The organism is Pseudomonas sp. 5.2, assembly GCF_059025405.1.
Map to the genome: position 1 here is coordinate 186,362 of NZ_JBYBHH010000002.1, position 22,477 is coordinate 208,838.

General features: G+C 62.4%; 20 protein-coding genes. 13 read left to right on the forward strand and 7 right to left on the reverse strand.

Going from position 1 to position 22,477, the window contains the following annotated elements; all coding sequences use genetic code 11:
* The first annotated feature begins 61 nt into the window (after positions 1–61).
* Entirely contained in the window at positions 62–973 is a 912-nt protein-coding gene (gene lpxC, locus AC5PZ0_RS04540; protein ID WP_027594021.1) for a UDP-3-O-acyl-N-acetylglucosamine deacetylase, read from the forward strand.
* Between the two features lie 52 nt (positions 974–1,025).
* Here the strand turns inward: lpxC and AC5PZ0_RS04545 are convergent, their stop codons facing one another.
* Positions 1,026–1,481 carry a DUF721 domain-containing protein gene (locus AC5PZ0_RS04545; protein ID WP_027594022.1) on the reverse strand — a complete coding sequence of 152 codons (456 nt, stop codon included), beginning with the start codon at positions 1,479–1,481 and terminating at the stop codon, positions 1,026–1,028.
* Positions 1,482–1,789: 308 nt separating this feature from the next.
* Here AC5PZ0_RS04545 and secA point away from each other — a divergent pair, with 308 nt between their 5' ends.
* The 4 genes from secA (at position 1,790) to AC5PZ0_RS04565 (ending at position 7,646) form a co-directional block, all read left to right on the forward strand.
* Positions 1,790–4,525, forward strand: a complete 2,736-nt coding sequence (gene secA / locus AC5PZ0_RS04550; RefSeq protein WP_265968568.1) for a preprotein translocase subunit SecA — start codon at positions 1,790–1,792, stop codon at positions 4,523–4,525.
* Positions 4,526–4,718: 193 nt separating this feature from the next.
* Entirely contained in the window at positions 4,719–5,936 is a 1,218-nt protein-coding gene (gene argJ, locus AC5PZ0_RS04555; RefSeq protein WP_493854443.1) for a bifunctional glutamate N-acetyltransferase/amino-acid acetyltransferase ArgJ, read from the forward strand.
* Positions 5,937–6,072: 136 nt separating this feature from the next.
* On the forward strand, positions 6,073–6,705 hold the full coding sequence (locus AC5PZ0_RS04560; protein WP_493854444.1) for a glutathione S-transferase family protein: 633 nt from the start codon (positions 6,073–6,075) through the stop codon (positions 6,703–6,705).
* Positions 6,702–7,646 carry a Nudix family hydrolase gene (locus AC5PZ0_RS04565; protein ID WP_493854445.1) on the forward strand — a complete coding sequence of 315 codons (945 nt, stop codon included), beginning with the start codon at positions 6,702–6,704 and terminating at the stop codon, positions 7,644–7,646. Before AC5PZ0_RS04560 ends, AC5PZ0_RS04565 begins: the two co-directional genes overlap by 4 nt.
* A 256-nt stretch (positions 7,647–7,902) precedes the next feature.
* Here the strand turns inward: AC5PZ0_RS04565 and AC5PZ0_RS04570 are convergent, their stop codons facing one another.
* The 3 genes from AC5PZ0_RS04570 to AC5PZ0_RS04580 are packed head-to-tail and all read right to left on the reverse strand — an operon-like array spanning position 7,903 to position 11,458.
* Positions 7,903–8,469 carry a cob(I)yrinic acid a,c-diamide adenosyltransferase gene (locus tag AC5PZ0_RS04570; RefSeq protein ID WP_493854446.1) on the reverse strand — a complete coding sequence of 189 codons (567 nt, stop codon included), beginning with the start codon at positions 8,467–8,469 and terminating at the stop codon, positions 7,903–7,905.
* Position 8,470: 1 nt separating this feature from the next.
* The gene (locus tag AC5PZ0_RS04575) at positions 8,471–10,501 is read right to left on the reverse strand and encodes an ATP-binding protein (RefSeq protein ID WP_085273638.1); all 2,031 of its coding nucleotides are present in this window, start codon (positions 10,499–10,501) and stop codon (positions 8,471–8,473) included.
* A gap of 39 nt (positions 10,502–10,540) precedes the next feature.
* Positions 10,541–11,458 (reverse strand): putative 2-dehydropantoate 2-reductase, encoded by a 918-nt coding sequence (locus tag AC5PZ0_RS04580; RefSeq protein ID WP_238209511.1) that lies wholly within the window; start codon positions 11,456–11,458, stop codon positions 10,541–10,543.
* Between the two features lie 100 nt (positions 11,459–11,558).
* On the opposite strand from AC5PZ0_RS04580, the gene AC5PZ0_RS04585 reads away from it, so the two are divergent.
* From AC5PZ0_RS04585 to AC5PZ0_RS04595, 3 genes are all read left to right on the forward strand, one after another.
* The gene (locus tag AC5PZ0_RS04585; RefSeq protein ID WP_027594030.1) at positions 11,559–12,044 is read left to right on the forward strand and encodes a YajQ family cyclic di-GMP-binding protein; all 486 of its coding nucleotides are present in this window, start codon (positions 11,559–11,561) and stop codon (positions 12,042–12,044) included.
* A 114-nt stretch (positions 12,045–12,158) separates the two neighbouring features.
* Positions 12,159–13,001, forward strand: coding sequence for a mechanosensitive ion channel family protein (locus AC5PZ0_RS04590; protein ID WP_493854447.1), 843 nt, complete (start codon positions 12,159–12,161; stop codon positions 12,999–13,001).
* Between the two features lie 217 nt (positions 13,002–13,218).
* Positions 13,219–14,463, forward strand: coding sequence for an MFS transporter (locus tag AC5PZ0_RS04595; RefSeq protein WP_085273635.1), 1,245 nt, complete (start codon positions 13,219–13,221; stop codon positions 14,461–14,463).
* Between the two features lie 147 nt (positions 14,464–14,610).
* On the opposite strand, the gene AC5PZ0_RS04600 is transcribed toward AC5PZ0_RS04595, so the two are convergent.
* Entirely contained in the window at positions 14,611–16,158 is a 1,548-nt protein-coding gene (locus tag AC5PZ0_RS04600; protein WP_027594033.1) for an AmpG family muropeptide MFS transporter, read from the reverse strand.
* 43 nt (positions 16,159–16,201) lie between these two features.
* On the reverse strand, positions 16,202–16,555 hold the full coding sequence (locus AC5PZ0_RS04605; RefSeq protein ID WP_027594034.1) for an MGMT family protein: 354 nt from the start codon (positions 16,553–16,555) through the stop codon (positions 16,202–16,204).
* 153 nt (positions 16,556–16,708) lie between these two features.
* Here AC5PZ0_RS04605 and AC5PZ0_RS04610 point away from each other — a divergent pair, with 153 nt between their 5' ends.
* The 5 genes from AC5PZ0_RS04610 (at position 16,709) to groL (ending at position 21,287) form a co-directional block, all read left to right on the forward strand.
* Complete coding sequence (locus AC5PZ0_RS04610; RefSeq protein ID WP_027594035.1) at positions 16,709–17,719, forward strand: DUF481 domain-containing protein; 1,011 nt, start codon at positions 16,709–16,711, stop codon at positions 17,717–17,719.
* A 75-nt stretch (positions 17,720–17,794) separates the two neighbouring features.
* Entirely contained in the window at positions 17,795–18,526 is a 732-nt protein-coding gene (locus AC5PZ0_RS04615; RefSeq protein WP_493854448.1) for a HugZ family pyridoxamine 5'-phosphate oxidase, read from the forward strand.
* A 64-nt stretch (positions 18,527–18,590) separates the two neighbouring features.
* A complete protein-coding gene (locus AC5PZ0_RS04620; protein WP_027594037.1) occupies positions 18,591–19,055 on the forward strand; it encodes an FxsA family protein in 465 nt (154 codons plus the stop codon).
* Positions 19,056–19,301: 246 nt separating this feature from the next.
* Complete coding sequence (locus AC5PZ0_RS04625; RefSeq protein ID WP_012274036.1) at positions 19,302–19,595, forward strand: co-chaperone GroES; 294 nt, start codon at positions 19,302–19,304, stop codon at positions 19,593–19,595.
* Between the two features lie 48 nt (positions 19,596–19,643).
* Positions 19,644–21,287: a chaperonin GroEL gene (groL, locus tag AC5PZ0_RS04630; protein WP_265970262.1), complete on the forward strand. Its 1,644-nt coding sequence runs from the start codon at positions 19,644–19,646 to the stop codon at positions 21,285–21,287.
* A 323-nt stretch (positions 21,288–21,610) separates the two neighbouring features.
* Here the strand turns inward: groL and AC5PZ0_RS04635 are convergent, their stop codons facing one another.
* Positions 21,611–22,339 carry a phosphatase PAP2 family protein gene (locus tag AC5PZ0_RS04635; RefSeq protein WP_493854449.1) on the reverse strand — a complete coding sequence of 243 codons (729 nt, stop codon included), beginning with the start codon at positions 22,337–22,339 and terminating at the stop codon, positions 21,611–21,613.
* Between the last annotated feature and the right edge of the window lie 138 nt (positions 22,340–22,477).

Sequence of the window (22,477 nt, forward strand, 5' to 3'; positions counted from 1 at the left end):
TGTTATCATCCCCAGCCTTTGTTGATACCTGTTCGCAATTTGCGCTGAAGCGGCCAATGCCATGATTAAACAACGCACCCTGAAGAATACCATCCGTGCCACAGGTGTCGGTCTGCACTCCGGGGAGAAGGTATACCTGACCCTCAAGCCTGCACCTGTTGACACCGGCATCGTCTTCCGCCGCGCTGATCTCGACCCTGTGGTCGAAATCGCAGCGCGTGCGGCCAACGTTGGCGAGACAACCATGTCGACGACGTTGGTCAACGGTGACGTCAAGGTCGATACGGTCGAGCACCTGCTCTCCGCCATGGCGGGCCTGGGCATCGATAACGCCTACGTCGAGCTCTCCGCCTCGGAAGTGCCGATCATGGATGGCAGCGCCGGACCCTTTGTATTCCTGATTCAGTCTGCCGGCCTGGAAGAACAGGACGCAGCCAAGAAGTTCATCCGCATCCTGCGCGAAGTGACAGTGGAGGAGGGCGACAAGCGCGCTACCTTCCTGCCTTTCGACGGGTTCAAGGTGAGCTTCGAGATCGACTTCGATCACCCGGTCGTCAGCGGCCGGACCCAGAGCGCCAGTGTCGATTTTTCCAGCACGTCGTTCGTGAAAGAAGTCAGCCGTGCCCGCACCTTCGGTTTCATGCGGGACATCGAGTACCTGCGCAAGCATAACCTTGCGTTGGGCGGCAGTGTGGAAAACGCCATCGTGGTAGACGAGACAGGCGTGTTGAACGAAGACGGCCTTCGCTATGAAGACGAGTTCGTGAAGCACAAGATTCTCGACGCCATCGGTGACCTCTACCTGCTGGGCAACAGCCTGATCGGCGAGTTCAAGGGCTACAAGTCCGGGCACGCGCTGAACAACCAACTGTTGCGCAAGCTCATTGCTGAAACCGATGCCTGGGAAGTGGTCACTTTCGAAGATGCCAGCACGGCACCGATCTCGTACATGCGCCCTGTTGCGGCCGTGTAAGTTCGAACACTCTCTAGTTCATTAAGGCCACCTTCGGGTGGCCTTTTTTATTTCAGCCTTTATCCCGGGCGTGGCTGGCAAGGCGTTCCAGGGCAGCGCGCAATTTCGGGTCGGCAATCCCCTCGGCGGTATCGCGAAGGCTTTCGGCGGCATTGCTCGACAGCGCCGCAGCATGCCCGCCACGCTTGGCAGGCACCAATGGCGGTTGCACCTTGTACAAGATGCGCCGCAGGTTGCCGAACGCTTCCATGGCCTGCAATTCGCGCATGAGGCGCTTTTGCTGATACCGCAAGCGAGTAGCCCAATGGCCGTCGGTAACCACCAGCAACAATACCCCATCACGCCACGATGCCACGTGGCAGTGCTCGCGGGCAGCCGGTTGCAGTTGGCTTTCCAGCAAGCGCTGCAGGTGTTCCAGGCGTTCGGCCTGGTTCAGCAGCAGGCGCAGCGGGCGCACCTGGCGCAGCAGGGCGGACGGTAGCTGGGCAGGGGAGGGTTTGTAGGCCATGGTGGTCGCAGGAGGTTACAAGAGCGGCAGTTTAACACCTCTGTTGCCTGTGCCGGCCTCTTCGCCGGTACAGACCACACAAGGTAAGACTCATTCTCGATACGTTTCATCTTGCTGAGCCTTGAACTCAGGGAAAATGACCCTATCTAAGAAACGCCCCTGCCAAAACGCTGTATCAGCATCGTGGAAATCCACCACTTTCCTCACCATCGTTTCCGGGTAGAATGCTCGTTCGCATGCGGCCTCAGGGCTGCACGGGCGACTCATGGGGCCGCCCTCCATCCCTACGTGTGGAAGATCCTGCCGATATGTTTGCGCCTTTGTTAAAGAAACTTTTTGGAAGCAAGAATGAGCGTGAAGTCAAACGCATGCTCAAGACGGTGACTATCGTCAATGCCTTCGAAGAGAAGATGGTGGCCCTCTCCGATGAGCAACTGCGGGGCAAGACCGCAGAGTTCAAGGAGCGCTTGGCCAAAGGCGAGACACTGGACCAATTGCTGCCCGAAGCCTTCGCCGTCGCCCGTGAGGCCGGCAAGCGCGTCATGGGCATGCGCCACTTCGACGTGCAGCTGATCGGCGGCATGACCCTGCACGAGGGCATGATCGCAGAAATGCGCACCGGTGAAGGCAAGACCTTGGTCGGTACCCTGGCCGTCTACCTCAACGCATTGTCCGGCAAAGGCGTGCACGTGGTCACCGTCAACGACTACCTGGCCCGCCGTGACGCCAACTGGATGCGCCCGCTGTACGAGTTCCTCGGCCTGTCCGTGGGCATCGTCTCGGCCTTCCAGCCGCCCGAAGAAAAGCGCGCTGCCTACGCCTCCGACATCACCTACGGCACCAACAACGAATTCGGTTTCGACTACCTGCGCGACAACATGGCGTTCAGCCAGGAAGAGAAGTTCCAGCGTGAACTCAACTTCTCGGTGATCGACGAAGTCGACTCGATCCTCATCGACGAAGCCCGTACCCCGCTGATCATCTCTGGCCAGGCCGAGGACAGCTCCAAGCTGTACATCGAGATCAACCGCCTGATCCCGCGCCTGACCCAGCACATCGAAGAAGTCGAAGGCCAGGTCACTCAGGAAGGCCACTTCACCATCGATGAGAAGAGCCGCCAGGTCGAACTCAACGAAGCCGGTCACCAGTTCATCGAAGAGATGCTCACCCAGGCTGGCCTGCTGGCCGAAGGCGAGAGCCTCTACTCGGCGCACAACCTGGGCCTGCTGACCCACGTCTACGCCGGCCTGCGCGCGCACAAACTGTTCCACCGCAACGTCGAGTACATCGTCCAGGACGGCCAAGTCCTGCTGATCGACGAGCACACCGGCCGTACCATGCCTGGCCGTCGCCTGTCCGAAGGCCTGCACCAGGCCATCGAGGCCAAAGAAAACCTGAACATTCAGGCCGAGAGCCAGACCCTGGCGTCGACCACCTTCCAGAACTACTTCCGTCTTTACACCAAGCTGTCCGGCATGACCGGTACCGCCGACACCGAAGCGTTCGAGTTCCAGTCGATCTACGGCCTGAACGTGATGGTGATCCCGCCGAACAAGCCGCTGGCGCGTAAGGACTTCAACGACCTGGTGTACCTGACCGCCGACGAGAAATACGCCGCGATCATTGCCGACATCAAAGAGAGCATGACCCAGGGCCGTCCGGTGCTGGTGGGTACCGCCACCATCGAGACCTCCGAGCACATGTCCAACCTTCTGCTGAAGGAAGGCATCGAGCACAAGGTCCTCAACGCCAAGTACCACGAGAAGGAAGCCGAGATCATCGCCCAGGCCGGTGCGCCAGGCGCGTTGACCATCGCCACCAACATGGCCGGCCGTGGTACCGACATTCTGCTGGGCGGTAACTGGGAGGCCGAAGTGGCCGTCCTGGACAACCCGACCCCTGAGCAGATCGCCCAGATCAAGGCCGACTGGCAGAAGCGTCACCAGCAGGTGATCGAGTCGGGTGGCCTGCACGTGATCGCTTCCGAGCGTCACGAATCGCGCCGTATCGACAACCAACTGCGTGGTCGTTCCGGCCGTCAGGGTGACCCGGGCTCCAGCCGCTTCTACCTGTCGCTCGAAGACAGCCTGATGCGCATCTTCGCCTCTGACCGGGTGAAGAACTTCATGAAGGCGCTGGGCATGCAGTCTGGCGAGGCGATCGAGCATCGCATGGTCACCAACGCCATCGAAAAAGCCCAGCGCAAGGTCGAAGGCCGCAACTTCGACATCCGCAAGCAGTTGCTCGAATACGATGACGTGGCCAACGAGCAGCGCAAGGTGATCTACCACATGCGCAACAGCCTGCTGGCGGCCGAGAACATTGGCGATACCATCGCCGAATTCCGCAAGGAAGTGCTGGACGCTACCATCAGCCAGCACATCCCGCCGCAGTCGCTGCCCGAGCAGTGGGACGTGGCCGGCCTGGAAGCCTCGCTGTCGAGCGATTTCGCCATGAAGCTGCCGATCCAGCAATGGCTCGACGAGGACGACCACCTCTACGAAGAGACCCTGCGCGAGAAGCTGCTGAGCGAGATCACCAGCGCCTACACCGAGAAGGAAGACCAGGCCGGCATCGACGCCCTGCGCACCTTCGAGAAGCAGATTCTGCTGCGCGTGCTGGACGACCTGTGGAAAGACCACCTGTCGACCATGGACCACCTGCGCCACGGCATTCACCTGCGCGGTTATGCGCAGAAGAACCCGAAGCAGGAGTACAAGCGCGAGTCGTTCACCTTGTTCCAGGAGCTGCTCGAGTCGATCAAGCGCGACACCATCCGCGTGTTGTCGCACGTTCAGGTGCGCCGCGAAGACCCGATCGAAGAAGAAGCGCGCCTGCGCCGCGAGGCCGAAGAACTGGCCAGCCGTATGCAGTTCCAGCATGCCGCCGCGCCAGGCCTTGAAAGCGAGGAGTTGAACGAGGAGGGCGCCGAAGTGGCCGTGGCCGCAGCGCCGGTGCGCAACGACCAGAAGCTGGGCCGTAACGAGCCATGCTGGTGCGGTTCGGGCAAGAAATTCAAGCATTGCCACGGGCAGATCGAGTGATCTGACCCAGTCGCAGTAACGTGACAAACGGGGCCGCTGTGCGGCCCATTCGCGGCACAAGGCCGCTCCCACAGGGACCGCACCGGCTCAGAAGGCTGCGCTTGCCCTGTGGGAGCGGCCTTGTGCCGCGAATGGGTCGCGAAGCGGCCCCGCTCTTCCATCATCATTTCACCGTTTTTCTAGGAGCGCTCTAATGGCTGTTGGTCTTGGTCCTTTGCCCACCCTGCACCCGGTTCCGGGTTTTGAACTCGGCATCGCTTCTGCCGGCATCAAGCGCCCTGGGCGCAAGGATGTGGTGGTCATGCGCTGTGCCGAAGGCTCCAGCGTTGCTGGCGTGTTCACCCTCAACGCCTTCTGCGCAGCACCGGTGATCCTCTCCAAGCAGCGTGTTCAGGGCACTGTGCGTTACCTGCTGACCAACACCGGCAACGCCAACGCCGGTACCGGTGCACCGGGCCTGGCCGCTGCCGAGCGCACCTGCGCCAAACTCGCCGAGCTGACCGGCGTGCCGGCCGAGTCGGTACTGCCGTTCTCCACTGGCGTAATCGGCGAGCCGCTGCCGGTCGAGAAGATCGAAGGCGCCCTGCAGGCCGCCCTGGACAACCTGTCGGAAAACAACTGGGCTGAAGCCGCCACCGGCATCATGACCACCGACACCCTGCCCAAGGGTGCCAGCCGCCAGTTCCAGCACGATGGCGTGACCGTGACCGTGACCGGCATCAGCAAAGGCGCCGGCATGATCCGCCCGAACATGGCCACCATGCTCGGCTACATCGCCACTGACGCCAAGGTCGCACCCAAGGTGCTCAAGGACCTGATGCTCGACGGCGCCAACAAGTCGTTCAACCGCATCACCATCGACGGCGACACCTCGACCAACGACTGCTGCATGCTGATCGCCACCGGCAAGGCCAACCTGCCAGAAGTCACCGAAGCCAGCGGTGCGCTGTTCGATGCCCTGAAAAAGGCGGTGTTCGACGTGTGCATGGAGGTGGCCCAGGCCATCGTCCGTGATGGCGAAGGCGCCACCAAGTTCGTCACGGTGCAGGTCAACGGGGGTGGTAACCACCAGGAATGCCTGGACGTCGGTTACGCCGTCGCTCACTCGCCGCTGATCAAGACCGCACTGTTCGCCTCTGACCCCAACTGGGGCCGCATCCTGGCCGCCGTCGGCCGTGCGGGCGTGCCGGAGCTGGATGTCAGCCTGATCGATGTATACCTGGACAACGTCTGCATTGCCAGCCAAGGCGGGCGCAGCCCGAGCTACACCGAAGCGCAAGGCTCTGCGGTCATGGCCCAGGAAGAGATCACCATCCGCATCGAACTGGGCCGTGGTGCCTGCAGCGAAACCATCTGGACCACCGACCTGTCCCACGAGTACGTGAAGATCAACGCCGAATACCGCACCTGATTCAATTGGGGCCGCTTTGCGGCCCTTCGCGGCACAAGGCCGCTCCTACACCGGTCTGCGCTGTACCTGTAGGAGCGGCCTTGTGCCGCGAAGGGCTGCGAAGCAGCCGCAAAACCCCGACAAATGGAGCCGAACCATGAGCTATCACCTGATCATCGGCGACAAGCTGTATTCTTCCTGGTCGCTACGCGGCGCCCTGGCCCTCGAACTGGCCGGCGTCCCCTACGAAGAAACCCTGGTCAAACTCAACCAGCCCGACACCCGTCAGCGCCTGCTCGCCTACTCTGCCACCGGCAAAGTGCCGCTGCTCAAGACCGAGCATGGCGTGATCGCCGACTCCCTGGCCATCGCCGAATACCTCAACGAACGCCACCCCGAAGCGCAGCTCTGGCCTGCCGACGTGGCCGCCCGTGCCCAAGCCCGTTCGGCCTGCGCGCAGATGCACAGCGGCTTCTTCGCCTTGCGCGGGGCGATGCCGTTCGATCTGTCCCGTGACCAGGCCCTTGAGTCTGTGCCGCTGGAGGTGCAGATCGACATCGACCGTATCGTCGCGCTGTGGTCCGAATGCCGCCTGGTCGCCAAGGACACGGGCCCGTTCCTGTTCGGCAAGCCGACCCTGGTGGATGCCTACTTCGCCCCGGTGGCCGTGCGCTTGCGCAGCTACCGCGTCGAAGTCCCGGCAGAGGCAGCGGCTTACATCGAGACTATCTACCAGTGGCCGGCATTCAAAGCCTGGCAGCAGGCTGGCCTGGCGGAGCGCGAAGTGTGAAACGCATTCATGTAGCGGCAGCGGTAATCCGCGGTGCCGATGGCCGCATTCTGATTGCGCGGCGGGCAGATACCCAGCACCAGGGCGGCCTTTGGGAGTTCCCGGGTGGCAAGGTGGAAGAGGGCGAAAGCGTCGAGGCGGCGCTGGCCCGTGAGCTGCGCGAGGAACTGGGTATCGACGTGACCCGGTCGCGGGCGCTGATCAAGGTCAGCCATGACTACCCGGACAAACAGGTGCTGCTGGACGTTCGCGTTGTCGAAGGGTTCACCGGTGAACCCCATGGCGCCGAGGGCCAGCCTTTGGAGTGGGTAGCACCGCGCGACCTCGCGCAGTACGACTTCCCTGCCGCCAACAGGCCAATTGTTGCCGCTGCACGGCTGCCGGATCAGTATCTGATCACGCCGGAGGGCCTGGAAGTGCCGCAGATGCTCAAGGGCATCCAGAAGGCCGTGGCCAACGGTACCCGGCTGATCCAGCTGCGAGCGCCGGACATGTACGACCCCAAGTATCGCGATGTGGCGGTGGATGCGGTCGGCCTGTGCGGTGGCAAGGCCCAGTTGATGCTCAAAGGGCCGCTGGAGTGGCTGGGCGACTTCCCGTCGGCCGGTTGGCACCTGACGGCTGCGCAGTTGCGCAAGTATGCCGCCAAGGGGCGACCGTTCCCTGAGCACCGCTGGTTGGCGGCGTCCTGCCACAGTGCTGAAGAGTTGGCATTGGCCGAGCAGATGGGGGTCGATTTTGTCACCTTGTCGCCGGTGCAGGCGACCCAGACGCATCCTGAAGCGGTGCCTTTGGGGTGGGAAGCGGCGCAGCGGGCGATTGCAGGTTTCAGCCGGCCAGTGTTCTTGCTGGGTGGGGTAGGGCCGGGTGATCGTGAGCGGGCCTGGGAAGCGGGCGCGCAGGGTGTGGCCGGGATCCGGGCGTTCTGGCCTGAGCTCTGAGTCGCTTGTGATTGGGGCCGCGGTGCGGCCCATTCGCGGGCAAGCCCGCTCCCACAGGTAACTGCGCAGGCTCAGACCTTGTGAGGGCCCGGTAGGAGCGGGCTTGCCCGCGAATGGGCTGCGTAGCAGCCCCAGCACGCTCAGCCTTCAGGCTTCGGCGCAGGCTGCCACAGGTAACTGCGCAGGTTCAGACCTTGTGAGGACTCGGTGGGAGCGGGCTTGCCCGCGAATGGGCTGCGTAGCAGCCCCAGCACGCTCAGCCCTGAGGCTTCTCAGCAGGCTGCCACAACACCTCGGCAACCCCCTGCCGCCGCCCAATGATCCGCGCTGCCACAAACAACAGATCCGACAGCCGGTTGATATACGCCAACCCGGCACCCTCCAGCGGCTCCAGCGCATTCAGCTGCTGACACCGCCGCTCCGCACTGCGGGCCAGGCACCGGCACACATGCGCCTGCGCCACCAACGCCGAACCACTGGGCAAGATGAAATTCTTCAACGGCCCCAGCTCTTCGTTCCACACGTCGATTGCCGCTTCCAACCGCTCTACCTCGGCCAGGTTCAACGCCTGGTAACTGGGCATTGCCAGCTCGCCACCGAGGTCGAACAAGCGGTGCTGACAGGGCGCAAGCACATCGCTCACTTCGTCCAGCCCCTGCTCAGCCAGGCCGGCGAGCAGCACCCCTAACTGGCTGTTGAGGCTATCCACCTCACCGATGGCTTCGATACGCGGGTGGTCCTTGGGCACCCGGCGGCCGTCGCCCAGGCCGGTTTCGCCTTTGTCGCCAGTGCGGGTGTAGATCTTCGACAGGCGGTAGCCCATGTCATGCCTCCGTGGTGTTTGGTGCCGTCGCTGCCGGCTGGCCGAGGGGCAGGCGCAAGGTGAAGCAGGTGCCCTGGCCGGGCGTGGACTGCACCTCCATCTGCCCCTTGTGGTTGTTGGTGATGATGAAATACGAAACCGAAAGGCCAAGGCCTGTGCCTTGGCCGATCTCCTTGGTGGTGAAGAACGGCTCGAAGGTGCGCTTGCGCACCGCTTCAGGCATGCCCACGCCGTTGTCCTCGACCTGGATCTCGGCCCAGGGTGGGTTGAGCCGGGTGCGCAGGGTGATTCGGCCGGGCTCGCTGGGTTGCGGGCGCAGGTGGATGGCCTGAGCGGCATTTTTCAGCAGGTTGAGCAGCACTTGTTCCAGCTCGTTGGCGGTGCAGGGCACGGGCCCAAGGTTCGGGTCGAACTGGCGGACAATGGCCTGGCCCTTGAAGTCAAAGCCAATGGTGAGGTCGAAGTCGTTGCTGGCGATTTCCACAGCCTGGTCGATCAGCGCTGGCAGGTCGCAAGGTGCCAACTGGCGGTTGCTGCGGCGGCTGAAACTGAGCATGTGGGTGACGATTTTGGCCGCCCGGGCGCCGGCCTGTTGAATGCCGTCGAGCAGTTGCGGCACTTCGCGGCTTTCGAGGTAACGGTTGACGGTGGGCAGGTCGATGCCCAGCTCTTCGGCCTGCTCCTGGTTGCGCGGCAACTCCGGGGACAGGCGCCGACGGATATTCTGCACGTTATGCAGGATCGCCCCCAGCGGGTTGTTGATCTCGTGCGCCATGCCTGCAGCCAGGCCGCCCACTGAGAGCATCTTTTCCGATTGCACCATCATTTCTTCCAGTGACAGGCGCTGGGTAATGTCGTCGATGCGGATCACCACGCCGCGGCCGCCGCCGCCCATCAGCGGATAGAACGTCAGGGCGTAGTGGCGCAGGTCCTCGCCCTTGGGCCAGGTCACCCGCTCGATTTTCGCCACTCGGTGTTTCTCTACGGTTTCCTTGAGCTGCGGCAAAAACGGTTTGAGCGGCTCGAAGGCGATGAAGATCGGCTGGTTCAGCGCCTCGTCCAGGGGTGTTCCGGAGAGCACCGTGGCCTCGTGGTTCCACTGGGTGACGTAGAGCTGCTCGTCGAGGGCGATCAGCGCCGAGGGCATGGAGTCGATGATGCTGTTGAGGTAGTTCTGGAAGCCTGTGAGTTTTTTCTCGATCTTGCTGCGCACCTGGACTTCCAGCTCCAGCTTGCGGTTGGTGTGGCGGGTTTCTTCGGCCAGGCCCTGGGCCTGGTCATAGGCGGTCTGGAATTCGTCGCGGGTGCGCTTGAGCTGCTGCTCGCGGGCCTCGATGCGCGAGAGCATGGTGTTGAAGGCCTCGGCCAGGCTGCCGATTTCGTCATCGTTGCCGCGGCGGGCACGCAGGGCGTAGCTTTCTTCGCGGGTGACCTGGCGGCTGAGCTCTTCGAGCTGGTTGATCGGCTGGGTGATCAGGCGCTTGATCTGCCGCGCAACGACGATCCACAGCAGGATGCTGAACACTAGGATACCGAGGCTGGCACTGAGCGTGCCGGTGTAGAAGGCGGTCGGCAGTTCGCTGCTGGCCACCAGCAGCAGGTGGGCAGGTGGGTCGGCTTCGCGGGGGATGCGAATCAACTGCGTGCTGCGAAATTCCATCAGGCGCCAGCCGTCGATGTTGCGAAATCGCTTGGGCAACGCCAGCGGTTCGCCGTGCTGCAGCTGCGCCAGCATGCGGCCGTCACCGCCGTAGACGGCGGCGGCGCGCAGTGGCATGTAGCTGTCCAGCTCCTTGAGCAGGGCATTGGCGCTGTCTGCGCTGTCGCCGGCACGCGCTGACAGCTGCGGGTTGGCGATCAGCCGGCCGATGGTCTGCAGCGCCTGGGGCGCCATGCTCTCCTGGGTGATCCAGTAGGCGGCGCTGATGAAGGTCAGGTTGGCCACCAGCAGAATGGTCACCAGCAGCACCAGCAGGGCCGCCAGCAACTTTTGCCCGACCGGGAGGTTTTCCAGGCGTTGGCGCAGGGTCATGGGCAAGGCAGTGTCCGTATCCGGTTGAAAGGGCCAGCGTCAGGCGCTGGGCAAGCCGCGTGCCTGCAGGTTATCGACCAGTCGCTGGTGCAGGCGTTCCAGTTCCGGCAACGCCACACCATGCCGCTCGGCGGCGCGGCACACATGGCCGAGCAGGTAATGGACCTCGGTACGTCGGCCTGCGCGCACGTCCTGGTACATGGAAGAGTAGTTGGCGGCGGTGGCGAGGATCACCCGTTGCACTTCTTCGTCCAGGTCCTCGGCAGCCTGGGGTTGGCCACAGCGGTGCAGCAGCTCTGCCAGCTCGTCGCACAGGGCGGTCACTTCGGCCAGGTGCTCCAGCAGGCCGCCATTGCGACACTCATGCAGCACGGTCAGCGGGTTGATCGCGCAATTGAGCGCCAGCTTGCGCCACAGCCGGGTGAGGATATCCACGGTCCATTCGGCCGGGATGCCGGCATCGTGCAGGTCATCGAACCAGGCCGGGATCCCGGGTTTGAGTGGGTCACCCAGCCAGTTGAAGCCGTGGCCAGCGAAGCGCACCTGCCAATCGCCCTCGCGGAACGCCCCTTCGGTGCTGGAGGCGAAGATGCAACGGGCATGGGGCACCTGGTCGGCGACCTCGTCCTGGCTGCCCAGGCCGTTCTGCAGCAGCACCAGCTCTGCGCCTTCGGCGAGCCGCGGTGCCAGGCGCTTGATGGCCGGCGCTGCGTCGTACGCCTTGCAGGCCACCAGCAGGCGGTGAATAGGGCCATGGGCGTCGGCCGTTTCGGCGGGGATCGCGTAATGCCTGGAGGTGTCCTGCTCGAACAAGGTCAGGCCGCCCACACGCTGATAGGCCTGCAGCCGCTGCTCGTCGCGCAGGATCAAACGTACCGCCTTGCCGGCGCGCGCCAGGCGGCAAGCCCACAGGCTGCCCAGGCTACCCGCGCCGAGAATATGCCAGGTGCTGCTCATATGCGTTTCGCAACCCGTTATAATGAGCCCGCATTTTAACCATCTAACTCAGCGTGCTCCATCTTCAGGCCGAGCGCGCTTTTATTTTTGGAGAATACCCATGCCTTCGTTCGACGTGGTATCGGAACTGGACAAGCACGAAGTGCAGAACGCTGTAGACAACGCCGTCAAGGAACTCGATCGCCGTTTTGACCTCAAGGGCAAGGGCAGCTTCGAGTTCAAGGACAAGGAACAGACCGTGCTGCTGACCGCCGAGGCCGAATTCCAGCTCGAGGCGATGATCGAGATCCTGCGCGGTGCGCTGGTCAAGCGCAAGATCGATGTCAAATGCTTGGAAACCAAGGATGCCTATGCGTCCGGCAAAGAAATGAAACAGGAAGCCAAGTTCCGCGAAGGCATCGACAAAGAGCTGGCGAAGAAGATCGTCGCCCACATCAAGGATGCCAAGCTCAAGGTCCAGGCTTCCATCCAGGGTGAGCAGGTGCGTGTCACCGGCAAGAAGCGTGACGACCTGCAAGAGGCGATCGCTGCCCTGCGCGCCAAGGAATTCGACATGCCGCTGCAGTTCAACAACTTCCGCGATTGATCGAAGCGTCACCAGGAACCTCGATGGCGTAATGATGTCCATGGGGGCCGTGGCCGCGGAAATGCCCGCGGCCAGTTTTACCGTGCACATGCCGTTCGGCATCAGGAGATGAACATGGATTTGAACGCTGAAGTCGATCAGCTGGTCCGCCAATCCCAAGCCTGGGTCCCGTTGATCATGGAGTACGGCAGCCGCGTGTGCCTGGCGTTGCTGACCCTGGCCATCGGCTGGTGGGTCATCAACAAGGTCAGCGCGCGCTTGGGCAAGCTGGTCGGCCTGCGCAATGCCGACCTGGCATTGCAGGGGTTCATCAGCACCCTGGCCAATATCATCCTGAAGATCCTGCTGTTCGTCAGCGTGGCGTCGATGATCGGCATCGAGACCACCTCCTTCGTTGCGGCTATCGGTGCTGCCGGCCTGGCCATTGGCCTGGCGTTGCAGGGAAGCCTGGCGAACTTTGCCGGCGGTGTGTTGATCTTGATGTTCCGCCCGTTCCGCATTGGCGATTGGATCGAAGCGCAGGGTGTCAGCGGCACCGTGGACAGCATCCAGATCTTCCACACCGTGCTGCGCACCGGTGACAACAAGACGGTGATCATGCCTAACGGCAGCCTGTCCAACGGCATCATCACCAACACCAACCGCCAGCCGACCCGCAAAGTGGTGTTCGACGTGGGCGTGGATTACGAGGCCGACCTGCAAAAGGCGCGCAACGTGCTGCTGGAACTGGCGCAGGACCCGCGTGTGCTGGCCGACCCTGCACCGCAGGCGGTGATTTCGACGCTGGGCGACAGTTCGATCACCGTGTCGCTGCGTATCTGGACCAAGACGTCCGACTATTGGGATGTGATGTTCATGCTCAACGAGCATGCCCGTGACCGGTTGAAGGCCGAGGGCATCGATATTCCGTTTCCGCAGCGAGTGATTCGTGTGGTGCAGGAGACGGCTAACCAGTAACACTGCTGTTCAAACAAGCCGGGGCCGCTGTGCGCCCCATCGCCGGCAAGCCGGCTCCCACAGGTTCAGGTTGTCATCTAACTTTGTGGGAGCCGGCTTGCCGGCGATGGGGCGTGCAGCGGCCCCGGTTTTTCCACCTCATTACACTTGTTCACAGCTAAACCCCGCCACTTCTGGCATATAGCCTGACCCCACCTGCCTCTACCCGAAGCTCACCATGAAACCACTGCTGTACATCACCCCCCTCCGAGCCTTGCTGTTTGGCCTCACCCTGGCCCTGTTCGAGTTGCTCACTTACCTGGCCAGCGACGCGGTCATGCCGGCCATGCCCGTGGTGGTCGACGACCTGAACGCCAGCCCCGAATACATCCCCCATGCCCTGAACCTGTACCTGCTCGGTGGCGTGGTCCTGCAGTGGCTGATCGGCCCCCTGGCAGACCGCTATGGCCGTCGCCCGCTGCTGTTGGGGGGGTGTGTGTTCTTCGGCGTTGCGTGCCTGGCGACCTTCTGGGTCCATGACATCGGCTTGTTCAACCTGCTGCGCCTGTTGCAGGGCATCGGCCTGGGCTTTGTGGTCACGGTCAGCTACCCGGCCCTGAACGAGGCGTTCAGCGAAGCGGACGCGGTGCGCATGATGGCCCTGCTGGCCAACATTGCCCTGCTGTCGCCGCTGCTCGGCCCGCTGGTGGGGACCTTGCTGCTGCAATGGCTGGACTGGCGTTGGCTGTTCGTGGCCTTTGCCATCGGCGCGGTGCTGGCCTGGGTGCTGCTGTACCGCTTGATGCCGGAAACCCTGGGTGTGGAGCGGCGCGATGGTTCGCGGCTGCCGTTCACCCCAATTCACCTGCTGCCACTGTTGTCCGGCTACGGCCAGTTGCTGGCCAACCGCCGCTTTGTTGCCGGCAGCGCAGCCCTTGGCCTGGTCGGCTTGCCTTTGATTGGCTGGATTGGCCTGTCGCCGGTGCTGCTCATCCATGATGAGGGGCTGAGTACGATGGAATATGCCTTGTGGCAATTGCCGGTGTTCGGCGGGCTGATCATGGGCAACCTGATCATCAACCGCATTGCCGACCGTTACCCGCTGCCAGCCCTGGTGCGTGGCGCACTGTGGCCCTACCTGGCAGGCCTGTCGTTGATGGTGCTGGCGACTTGGTACTGGCCGACGGTGACCAGCGTGGTCGCTGGCATGTCGCTGTACGCGCTGGGGTTGGGTGTGGCCAACGCCGTGCTGTACCGCATGACGCTGTTCTCCAGCGAGCAAAGCAAGGGGCTGGTCTCGGCCATGCTGGGGATGATCACCATCGCCTTGCTGGGCCTGGGTGGGGCACTGCTGGCGATGATCGGGGCAGGTGCCAGCCTGCTGCACTTTGCCTTGGCAGCCAGCGTGGCGGGTGCGCTGGCGCTCTGGCCGTTGTGGTTCGTGGTGGGTGGCCGGCCTGGGGAAGGGGCGGTGGCTCAGTAGCTTGCCGGCGCCGGCCATGCGCAATTCCTGTAGGAGCAGCCTTGTGCTGCGAAGAGGCCGGTGACAGAACAGTGAATCTTCGCTGCTGTTACCGGCCTCTTCGCAGCACAAGGCTGCTCCTACAGTGATACATGTAAATAGAGGGGTTCAGGGCCGTTCGGCCGCTGGGTTCTCCTCGGGCACGGGCTTGCCGCGCCCAGCCTCCTGACGCCACTGCAGGGCGATCAGAATCAACGTCGGCACGCCCAGCAGGGCGGTGATCAGGAAGAAGTCGTGGTAACCGAACTTCTCCACCATAACCCCCGAATAGCCGCCAATCAGCCGTGGCAGCAACAGCATGATCGAGCTCAGCAGCGCGTACTGGGTGGCCGAGAACTTCAGGTTGGTCAGGCTCGACAGGTAGGCGACGAACGCCGAGGTGGCCATGCCAGAGCTGAAGTTGTCCAGCGAGATGGTGACCACCAGCATGTCCAGGTTCGGGCCCATGTCGGCCAGCATCAGGAACAGGATGTTGGTCGCCGCCGAGGCCGCGCCACCGATGAACAGGATCGGCATGATGCCGAAGCGCACGATCAACAGGCCGCCGACGCCAGCACCGACCAAGGTCATGATCAGGCCGAAGATCTTGCTGACGCTGGCGATCTGGTCCTTGGTGAAGCCCATGTCGATGTAGAACACGTTGGCCATCACGCCCATCACCGTGTCCGACATGCGATAGGTGGCAATCAGCCCGAGCAGCAGCAGCGCTTGCCAGCGGTAGCGGGCAATGAAGTCGTTGACCGGAGTAAGCACCGGGGCAAGGCCACGCCGGCCCATGGTCGACAGGCACGCCCAAGTCAGCATCGCGTACAGGATCAGGCGCAGGAAGGCGCGGTCTTCGAGCAGCAGGTCGAGGGGCGTCGCATCACCGAAGAACACGCTGGCCCAGTCGGTATTGAACAGCTGGGTGAAGCTGGCAGGCACCGACACCAGCAGCACGATCAACACGAACACCGACGCCAGCTGGTGCACCAGGCCGTAACGCGCCGCCGACAGCTGAGTACGCAGCGGCACTGACGGTTCACGCATGACCAAAGTGGTGAACAGCGCCGGCAGCATCAACAGGGCGAACATGATGTAGGTGCCGGCCCAGGCCTTGTGCAGGTAGCTGAAACCGGTGGAGCCAAACCATTCGGCGAAGAACAGCGCACCGGCCGTGGCCAGCAGGGCCGCCACCCGGTAACCCGCCATGTAGCTGGCAGCCAGGGCGGCCTGGCGCTGGTCATCGGCAATCTCCAGGCGATAGGCATCGACGGCGATGTCTTGGGTGGCCGAGGCGAAGGCAACCAGAACCGCCAGGGCGATCAGCCACGACAGGTGCTGCTGAGGGTCGCACAGGCTCATGCCGACCAGCCCGATCACCACCAGTGCCTGCGACAGCAACAGCCACGAACGGCGGCGCCCCAGGCCGCCGAGCAGGGGCAGGCGCCATTGGTCGAGCAGCGGCGACCAGACCCATTTGAAGGCATAGGCCAGGCCGATCAGGCTCGCGTAACCAATGGTCTCGCGGGCCACGCCAGCTTCGCGCAACCACACCGAAAGGGTCGAGAACACCAGCATGTAGGGCAGGCCGGCGGCAAAGCCGAGCAGCAGAAGTACCAGGGTTGACGGGCTGGCATAGGCAGCGAGCGCAGCGCGCCAGGTTTTACGGGGCATGGGCCAACATCTGCCTCAAGTTTGCGAATACAAAGCGCGCACTCTAACCGCTGTGCTCCATCGGGCGCCAGCCATGGCGCGTCATATCCACACGATTATTGGTCACATTTACGCCTTCTGCGCGCAGCCGCGCCCGTTGTTCGTCGCCAGAGGGCGTGCCTAAAGCCAGGCTCAGCCGCCCGCCAGCGCCCAGTACCCGATGCCAGGGCAGGCGAGTGTCGGGTGGTAGCTGCCCGAGGGTACGCCCAACCCAACGTGCCGCGCGGCCAAGGCCCGCCAGCTCGGCAAGCTGGCCGTAGCTGACCACCTTGCCTTCGGGCACTTGCCCGAGTACCGAATACAGGGCCGTTCGTCGGGCCTCTGGCGTTTCCAATGTGTGCGCGTATGCCTCGGACATCAGTGCCCCCGTGGCCTGTGGATGAAACCGGACCAATGGTGACGGTAAATGAGTGTTGAACTCAATCGGAGGCTCCCGGTCTGTCCTTGCTCTGGTTGTCGGTATCTGGATAATGCCCGGCTTTTTTCGTCTAATCGAACCCGTAGTCCGCTTATGTATTCTAGATCCTTGTTGTGCCTGCTAGCTGCTTCCCTGTGCGCCGCGCCTGCGGTTGCCGACACCGTGTGGATGAAAAACGGTGACCGTCTCAGTGGCAAGATCAAAGTCTTCGACGGTGGCAAGCTGCTGCTGGAGACCCCCTATGGCGGGTCTATCGCGCTGGACTGGAAAGCCGTCAAGACCCTGGAAAGCGACCAGGAACTGCTGGTCAAGCAGGACGCCTACAGCGGTGAGCGGGCTAAATCGCTGAAGGCCGCCGAAGACGGCAAGGTCACCCTGGCCAATGGCGAGGCGCCCAAGACCGTCGACCTGGCCAGCATCGAACAGATCATGAAGCCCAAGCCGGTGGTCGAAGACCTGGTCTGGAAAGGCAACGTCGATGTTGCCCTGGACTACAAGCGTGCCGAGAACGACACCGACGACTATGACGTAGGCTTCAAGACCACAGCACGGCATGGCCGCTGGCGGCACAACGCCGAGGGCGAATACAACCGCGAGAGCAAGGACGACGTCACCACCACCGATAACTGGAGTGCCGAGTACGCCCTCGACCGCTTCATTACCGAGAAGTGGTTCTGGCAGGGGCGCATGGAATACAAGCGCGACCACATCGAGGACCTGGCTCGCCAGCGCACCGTGGGTACAGGCCCGGGCTACCAGTTCTGGGACGACGAGCTGGGTGCGTTCTCGCTGGGCTCGCTGATCAACCGTACCGATTTCGAGTACCAGGACGGCGCCAAGGACAACTTCTATGCCGCGGCGGTCAAGTGGGACTACACCCGCTACCTGATCGGCAAGAACGTGCAGCTGTTCACCAATGGCGAAGTTGCCAAGCCGCTGGGCAACGTGGCCGACTACTCGCTGGATGCCGAGGTTGGCCTGCGCTACAAAGTCACCGAATGGGCCTCGCTCAACCTCAAGGCCGAGAAGGACATCATCAGCGGCACGCGTGACAGTGACCTGGACAAGACCCGCTACACGGCAGGCTTTGGCGTGACCTGGTAACGCGCCTACAGTGGCAGCGGCGGGTGATAATGCTTATCTTGTCACCCATCCAGTCCGCCGCCAGGAGCGCCCTTCGTGAGTAACAAAGCCATCCGCCCCGCCCGGGAACTGCTGCTCAAGGAATACCGCGGCGTGCTCTCGACCCATTCCAAGTCCATGCCCGGCTTCCCGTTTGGTTCCGTCGTGCCGTATTGCCTGGATGCACAGGGCAACCCGCTGATTCTCATCAGCCGCATCGCCCAGCACACCCACAACCTGCAAAAAGACCCTAAATGCTCGTTGCTGGTCGGTGAGCGTGAAGCCGAGGATGTGCAGGCGGTCGGCCGCCTGACGGTGATGGCCGAAGCACACAAGCTAATGGATGAAGCCGCCATCGAGGCCGCTGCCGAGCGCTACTACCGGTACTTCCCCGACGCGGCCAATTACCACAAGGCTCACGATTTCGACTTCTGGGTGCTGCAGCCCGTGCGCCACCGCTACATCGGCGGCTTTGGCGCCATTCACTGGCTTGACCACGTGACCCTGGCCAACCCGTTCGCGGGCAAGGCCGAGGCGAGCATGATCGAACACATGAACAGCGATCACGCCAATGCCATCGCCCATTACGTCGAACTGACCGACCTGCCACGCACAGCCCCTGCGTTCATGGTCGGTGTCGACAGCGAAGGCATGCACCTGCGTATTGGTCAGGGCATCTACTGGCTGCCGTTCCCAAGCCTTTGCAATACGCCGACACAAGTTCGCGAAGCGTTGGTTTTACTGGCACGCGCCGACCAGTGGCCGGTTGCTGCTGAAGTCGAGGGTTGAAATTGGGAGCGGTCGCATCCATCTGAGGTCTTATTGGAAGGTCTCTTCCGTCGAGGAATCTTTGATGCGTGCTTTTCTACTGTTGCTTCTGCTGTTTCCTGTGCTGGAGCTGTTCGTCTTCGTCAAGGTCAGTGCGGCCATCGGGTTTTTCCCGGCGCTGCTGCTGATCATCGCCGGTTCGGCACTGGGTGTGCTGGTGATGCGCGTGGCCGGGCTGGCCACCGCACTGCGTGCCCGTGAAAGCCTGCAGCGCGGCGAATTGCCCGCTGAGGACATGTTCCAGGGGATGATGCTGGCGGTGGGTGGCGGCTTGCTGCTGCTGCCAGGTTTTATCAGCGACGTGCTGGGCCTGATCTGCCTGCTGCCGTTCACCCGTCACCTGGCTGCGCGCAAGATGCGCCAGCGTGCCGAAGAGCAGGCCATGCGCCAGCGTGCGTTTCAGGATGATCCGTTCCAGGCGCAGCCGCCGCGTGATGCCGGCCACCGCCCCAACGTGATTGAGGGCGAGTACGAGCGCCGCGACAAGTGACATTCAGGGGCCGCATCGCGGCCCCTGTTCTTTTTCCGTTCAGCGCTGATTAAAAATTTTCCGTATCAAGCCTTGTAATTGCCTATGGCGGCCTCATGTATGGGTCACCGCAAGGTTTCTGGTGGCGACACCAGACATAACTCAGGTGGTTCGCCCCGCGCGGGCCACCCCCGGCAACGCCGGACCGCATCAACCCGCCGGTGTCGATACCGGCCGATGAAAACCACAATTTGGGAGAGATCGACAATGAAGCTTCGTCCTCTGCATGACCGCGTAGTCATCCGTCGCAGCGAAGAAGAATCGAAAACCGCTGGCGGTATCGTCCTGCCGGGTTCGGCCGCTGAAAAACCAAACCGCGGCGAAGTTGTCGCCGTTGGCACCGGCCGCATCCTGGAAAATGGCGAAGTACGCGCGCTGGCCGTGAAAGTGGGTGACAAAGTGGTTTTCGGCCCTTACTCGGGCAGCAACACCGTGAAAGTCGACGGCGAAGACCTGCTGGTAATGGCCGAGAACGAAATTCTCGCCGTTATCGAAGGCTGATTTCCCCGATTTCCCGTTATTCCAAAGAATTCCAAGGATTAAACGATCATGGCTGCTAAAGACGTAAAATTCGGCGATTCCGCCCGTAAAAAAATGCTGGTTGGTGTCAACGTTCTGGCTGACGCAGTAAAAGCGACCCTGGGCCCGAAAGGCCGCAACGTGGTCCTGGCCAAGAGCTTCGGCGCACCGACCATCACCAAGGACGGCGTTTCCGTTGCCAAAGAAATCGAGCTGAAAGACGCCTTCGAAAACATGGGCGCCCAGCTGGTCAAGGAAGTCGCTTCCAAGGCCAACGATGCAGCCGGTGACGGCACCACCACCGCTACCGTTCTGGCTCAAGCCATCGTCAACGAAGGCCTGAAAGCCGTCGCTGCCGGCATGAACCCGATGGACCTGAAGCGCGGTATCGACAAGGCCACCGCCGCTGTCGTCGCCGAGCTGAAAAACCTGTCCAAGCCATGCGCCGACTCCAAGGCCATCGCTCAGGTAGGCACCATCTCCGCCAACTCCGACAACTCCATCGGTGAAATCATCGCCGAAGCCATGGAAAAAGTCGGTAAAGAAGGCGTGATCACCGTTGAAGAAGGCTCGGGCCTGGAAAACGAACTGTCTGTCGTAGAAGGCATGCAGTTCGACCGTGGCTACCTGTCGCCGTACTTCGTCAACAAGCCGGACACCATGGTTGCCGAGCTGGAAGGCGCGCTGCTGCTGCTTGTCGACAAGAAGATCTCCAACATCCGTGAGCTGCTGCCAGTGCTGGAAGCCGTTGCCAAGGCCGGCCGCCCACTGCTGATCGTTGCTGAAGACGTTGAAGGCGAAGCGCTGGCTACCCTGGTCGTCAACAACATGCGCGGCATCGTCAAGGTTGCTGCGGTCAAGGCACCTGGCTTCGGCGACCGCCGCAAGGCCATGCTGCAGGACATCGCGGTCCTGACCGGCGGTACCGTTATCTCCGAAGAGATCGGCCTGTCCCTGGAAACCGCTACCATTGAGCACCTGGGTAACGCCAAGCGCGTCATCCTGTCCAAGGAAAACACCACCATCATCGACGGCGCTGGCGTCGACGGTGACATCGAAGCACGCGTCAAGCAGATCCGTGCCCAGATCGAAGAGACTTCCTCGGACTACGACCGTGAGAAGCTGCAAGAGCGTCTGGCCAAACTGGCTGGCGGTGTTGCCGTGATCAAGGTCGGTGCTGGCACCGAAGTCGAAATGAAAGAGAAGAAAGCCCGCGTTGAAGACGCCCTGCACGCTACCCGTGCAGCCGTTGAAGAAGGCGTGGTGCCTGGCGGTGGTGTTGCCCTGGTTCGCGCCCTGAACGCGATCGTTGACCTGAAAGGCGACAACGAAGACCAGAACGTCGGTATCGCACTGCTGCGTCGCGCTGTTGAAGCCCCGCTGCGTCAGATCACTGCCAACGCCGGCGACGAGCCAAGCGTTGTGGCCGACAAGGTCAAGCAGGGTTCGGGTAACTTCGGTTACAACGCTGCTACCGGCGAATACGGCGACATGATCGAGATGGGCATCCTGGACCCAGCTAAAGTGACCCGTTCGGCACTGCAAGCTGCTGCTTCGATTGGCGGTCTGATGATCACCACCGAAGCCATGATTGCTGATGCTCCGAGCGACGCTCCAGCTGGCGGCGGCATGCCAGACATGGGCGGCATGGGTGGCATGGGCGGCATGATGTAAGCCAGCCTTACCCCTAGCCTCATAAAAAAGCCCCGGCTCGCGAGAGCCGGGGCTTTTTTTGTGCTTCGTGGTGAACATTGGGGCTGCTTTGCAGCCCATTCGCAGCGCAAGGCTGCTCCTACAGGTGCCACGCAGCCTTGTGTGAGCATTGGGGCTGCTTTGCAGCCCATTCGCAGCGCAAGGCTGCTCCTACAGGTGCCACGCAGCCTTGTGTGAGCATTGGGGCTGCTTTGCAGCCCATTCGCAGCACAAGGCTGCTCCTGCAGGTTGCTTTTTGTGGGAGCAGCCTTGTGCTGCGAATGGGCCGCGCAGCGGCCCCTCACTCAGGCAACACGGGCCTCCACAGCAGGCGCCTCAACCCGCCCGCGCCGGTACAGAACCAGGTAATACGACCCCAACCCGATCAACCAGCAGAACACCGCCGTCCACACGTTATGCGACAAGAAGTGCGCCCCTTGCATCATCCGCCCGACCGACAGCACCGAACCGGCGACCAGCGCCACCCCCAACGCCACCCGTGCCAGGCGCGGGCGTCGGTCACGCAGCGCAAAGAACAACGCGAACAAGCAGAAGCCGGTCGCAGCATGCCCGCCCGGCCAGCACAGCCCCGGCTTGTCCGTGGCGGGGCGTGCCTCCAGCAGCTTGCTGTAGGTTTCCTTGCCGCCGAACTGGCTCAGGCTCCAGGGGCACTGCACCTGGGTGACCTTCTTCAGTGGTGTCACAAACGCCGTGGACAAGCCCAGCGCCAACACCAGGCAACCCAGCTCCCGGCGCCAACCGAACAAACGCTTCCAGAAGAAACTCACGGCAAAGGTCAGCAAGGCCAGCAGCCCCAGCAGGATCACCACCTGCTTGACCCCATCATGCAGTACGTTCTCCAGCAAATAGCTGTGCCGGCCGATGAATTGCCCGGCAGCCGGGTCGAAGAACAGGTTGGCCACGTCCATGTCGACCGAGGTCAGCTCAAGCAGGATCAATGCCACTGCCGTCACCAGAGGAATGCCCAGGTACAGCCAGAGATTGATCGGGCGAGGGCGGGTACGTTCGTGCATGACGACTCCAGGGCGCAAAAAAGATCGGGCATTATCGAGTGGGCGCTATCCTGTGTCCGTGAAGGATCGGTGAAAAAACTGTCAACTCCGGTGAATTTTCCCCAGGGGTGGCACAGTGCAGGCATTGGCCTTAAGCTG

What these genes read in the sequence shown, in the direction of transcription:
- AC5PZ0_RS04560 (WP_493854444.1), top strand. Translation starts at nt 6,073, where the DNA reads ATGAGCTATCACCTGATCATCGGCGACAAGCTGTATTCTTCCTGGTCG.
- AC5PZ0_RS04600 (WP_027594033.1), bottom strand. Translation starts at nt 16,158, where the DNA reads ATGCCCCGTAAAACCTGGCGCGCTGCGCTCGCTGCCTATGCCAGCCCG.
- AC5PZ0_RS04610 (WP_027594035.1), top strand. Translation starts at nt 16,709, where the DNA reads ATGTATTCTAGATCCTTGTTGTGCCTGCTAGCTGCTTCCCTGTGCGCC.
- lpxC (WP_027594021.1), top strand. Translation starts at nt 62, where the DNA reads ATGATTAAACAACGCACCCTGAAGAATACCATCCGTGCCACAGGTGTC.
- AC5PZ0_RS04545 (WP_027594022.1), bottom strand. Translation starts at nt 1,481, where the DNA reads ATGGCCTACAAACCCTCCCCTGCCCAGCTACCGTCCGCCCTGCTGCGC.
- AC5PZ0_RS04570 (WP_493854446.1), bottom strand. Translation starts at nt 8,469, where the DNA reads ATGGGCTACCGCCTGTCGAAGATCTACACCCGCACTGGCGACAAAGGC.
- groL (WP_265970262.1), top strand. Translation starts at nt 19,644, where the DNA reads ATGGCTGCTAAAGACGTAAAATTCGGCGATTCCGCCCGTAAAAAAATG.
- AC5PZ0_RS04605 (WP_027594034.1), bottom strand. Translation starts at nt 16,555, where the DNA reads ATGTCCGAGGCATACGCGCACACATTGGAAACGCCAGAGGCCCGACGA.
- AC5PZ0_RS04635 (WP_493854449.1), bottom strand. Translation starts at nt 22,339, where the DNA reads ATGCACGAACGTACCCGCCCTCGCCCGATCAATCTCTGGCTGTACCTG.
- AC5PZ0_RS04575 (WP_085273638.1), bottom strand. Translation starts at nt 10,501, where the DNA reads ATGACCCTGCGCCAACGCCTGGAAAACCTCCCGGTCGGGCAAAAGTTG.
- argJ (WP_493854443.1), top strand. Translation starts at nt 4,719, where the DNA reads ATGGCTGTTGGTCTTGGTCCTTTGCCCACCCTGCACCCGGTTCCGGGT.
- secA (WP_265968568.1), top strand. Translation starts at nt 1,790, where the DNA reads ATGTTTGCGCCTTTGTTAAAGAAACTTTTTGGAAGCAAGAATGAGCGT.
- AC5PZ0_RS04580 (WP_238209511.1), bottom strand. Translation starts at nt 11,458, where the DNA reads ATGAGCAGCACCTGGCATATTCTCGGCGCGGGTAGCCTGGGCAGCCTG.
- AC5PZ0_RS04625 (WP_012274036.1), top strand. Translation starts at nt 19,302, where the DNA reads ATGAAGCTTCGTCCTCTGCATGACCGCGTAGTCATCCGTCGCAGCGAA.
- AC5PZ0_RS04585 (WP_027594030.1), top strand. Translation starts at nt 11,559, where the DNA reads ATGCCTTCGTTCGACGTGGTATCGGAACTGGACAAGCACGAAGTGCAG.
- AC5PZ0_RS04620 (WP_027594037.1), top strand. Translation starts at nt 18,591, where the DNA reads ATGCGTGCTTTTCTACTGTTGCTTCTGCTGTTTCCTGTGCTGGAGCTG.
- AC5PZ0_RS04595 (WP_085273635.1), top strand. Translation starts at nt 13,219, where the DNA reads ATGAAACCACTGCTGTACATCACCCCCCTCCGAGCCTTGCTGTTTGGC.
- AC5PZ0_RS04590 (WP_493854447.1), top strand. Translation starts at nt 12,159, where the DNA reads ATGGATTTGAACGCTGAAGTCGATCAGCTGGTCCGCCAATCCCAAGCC.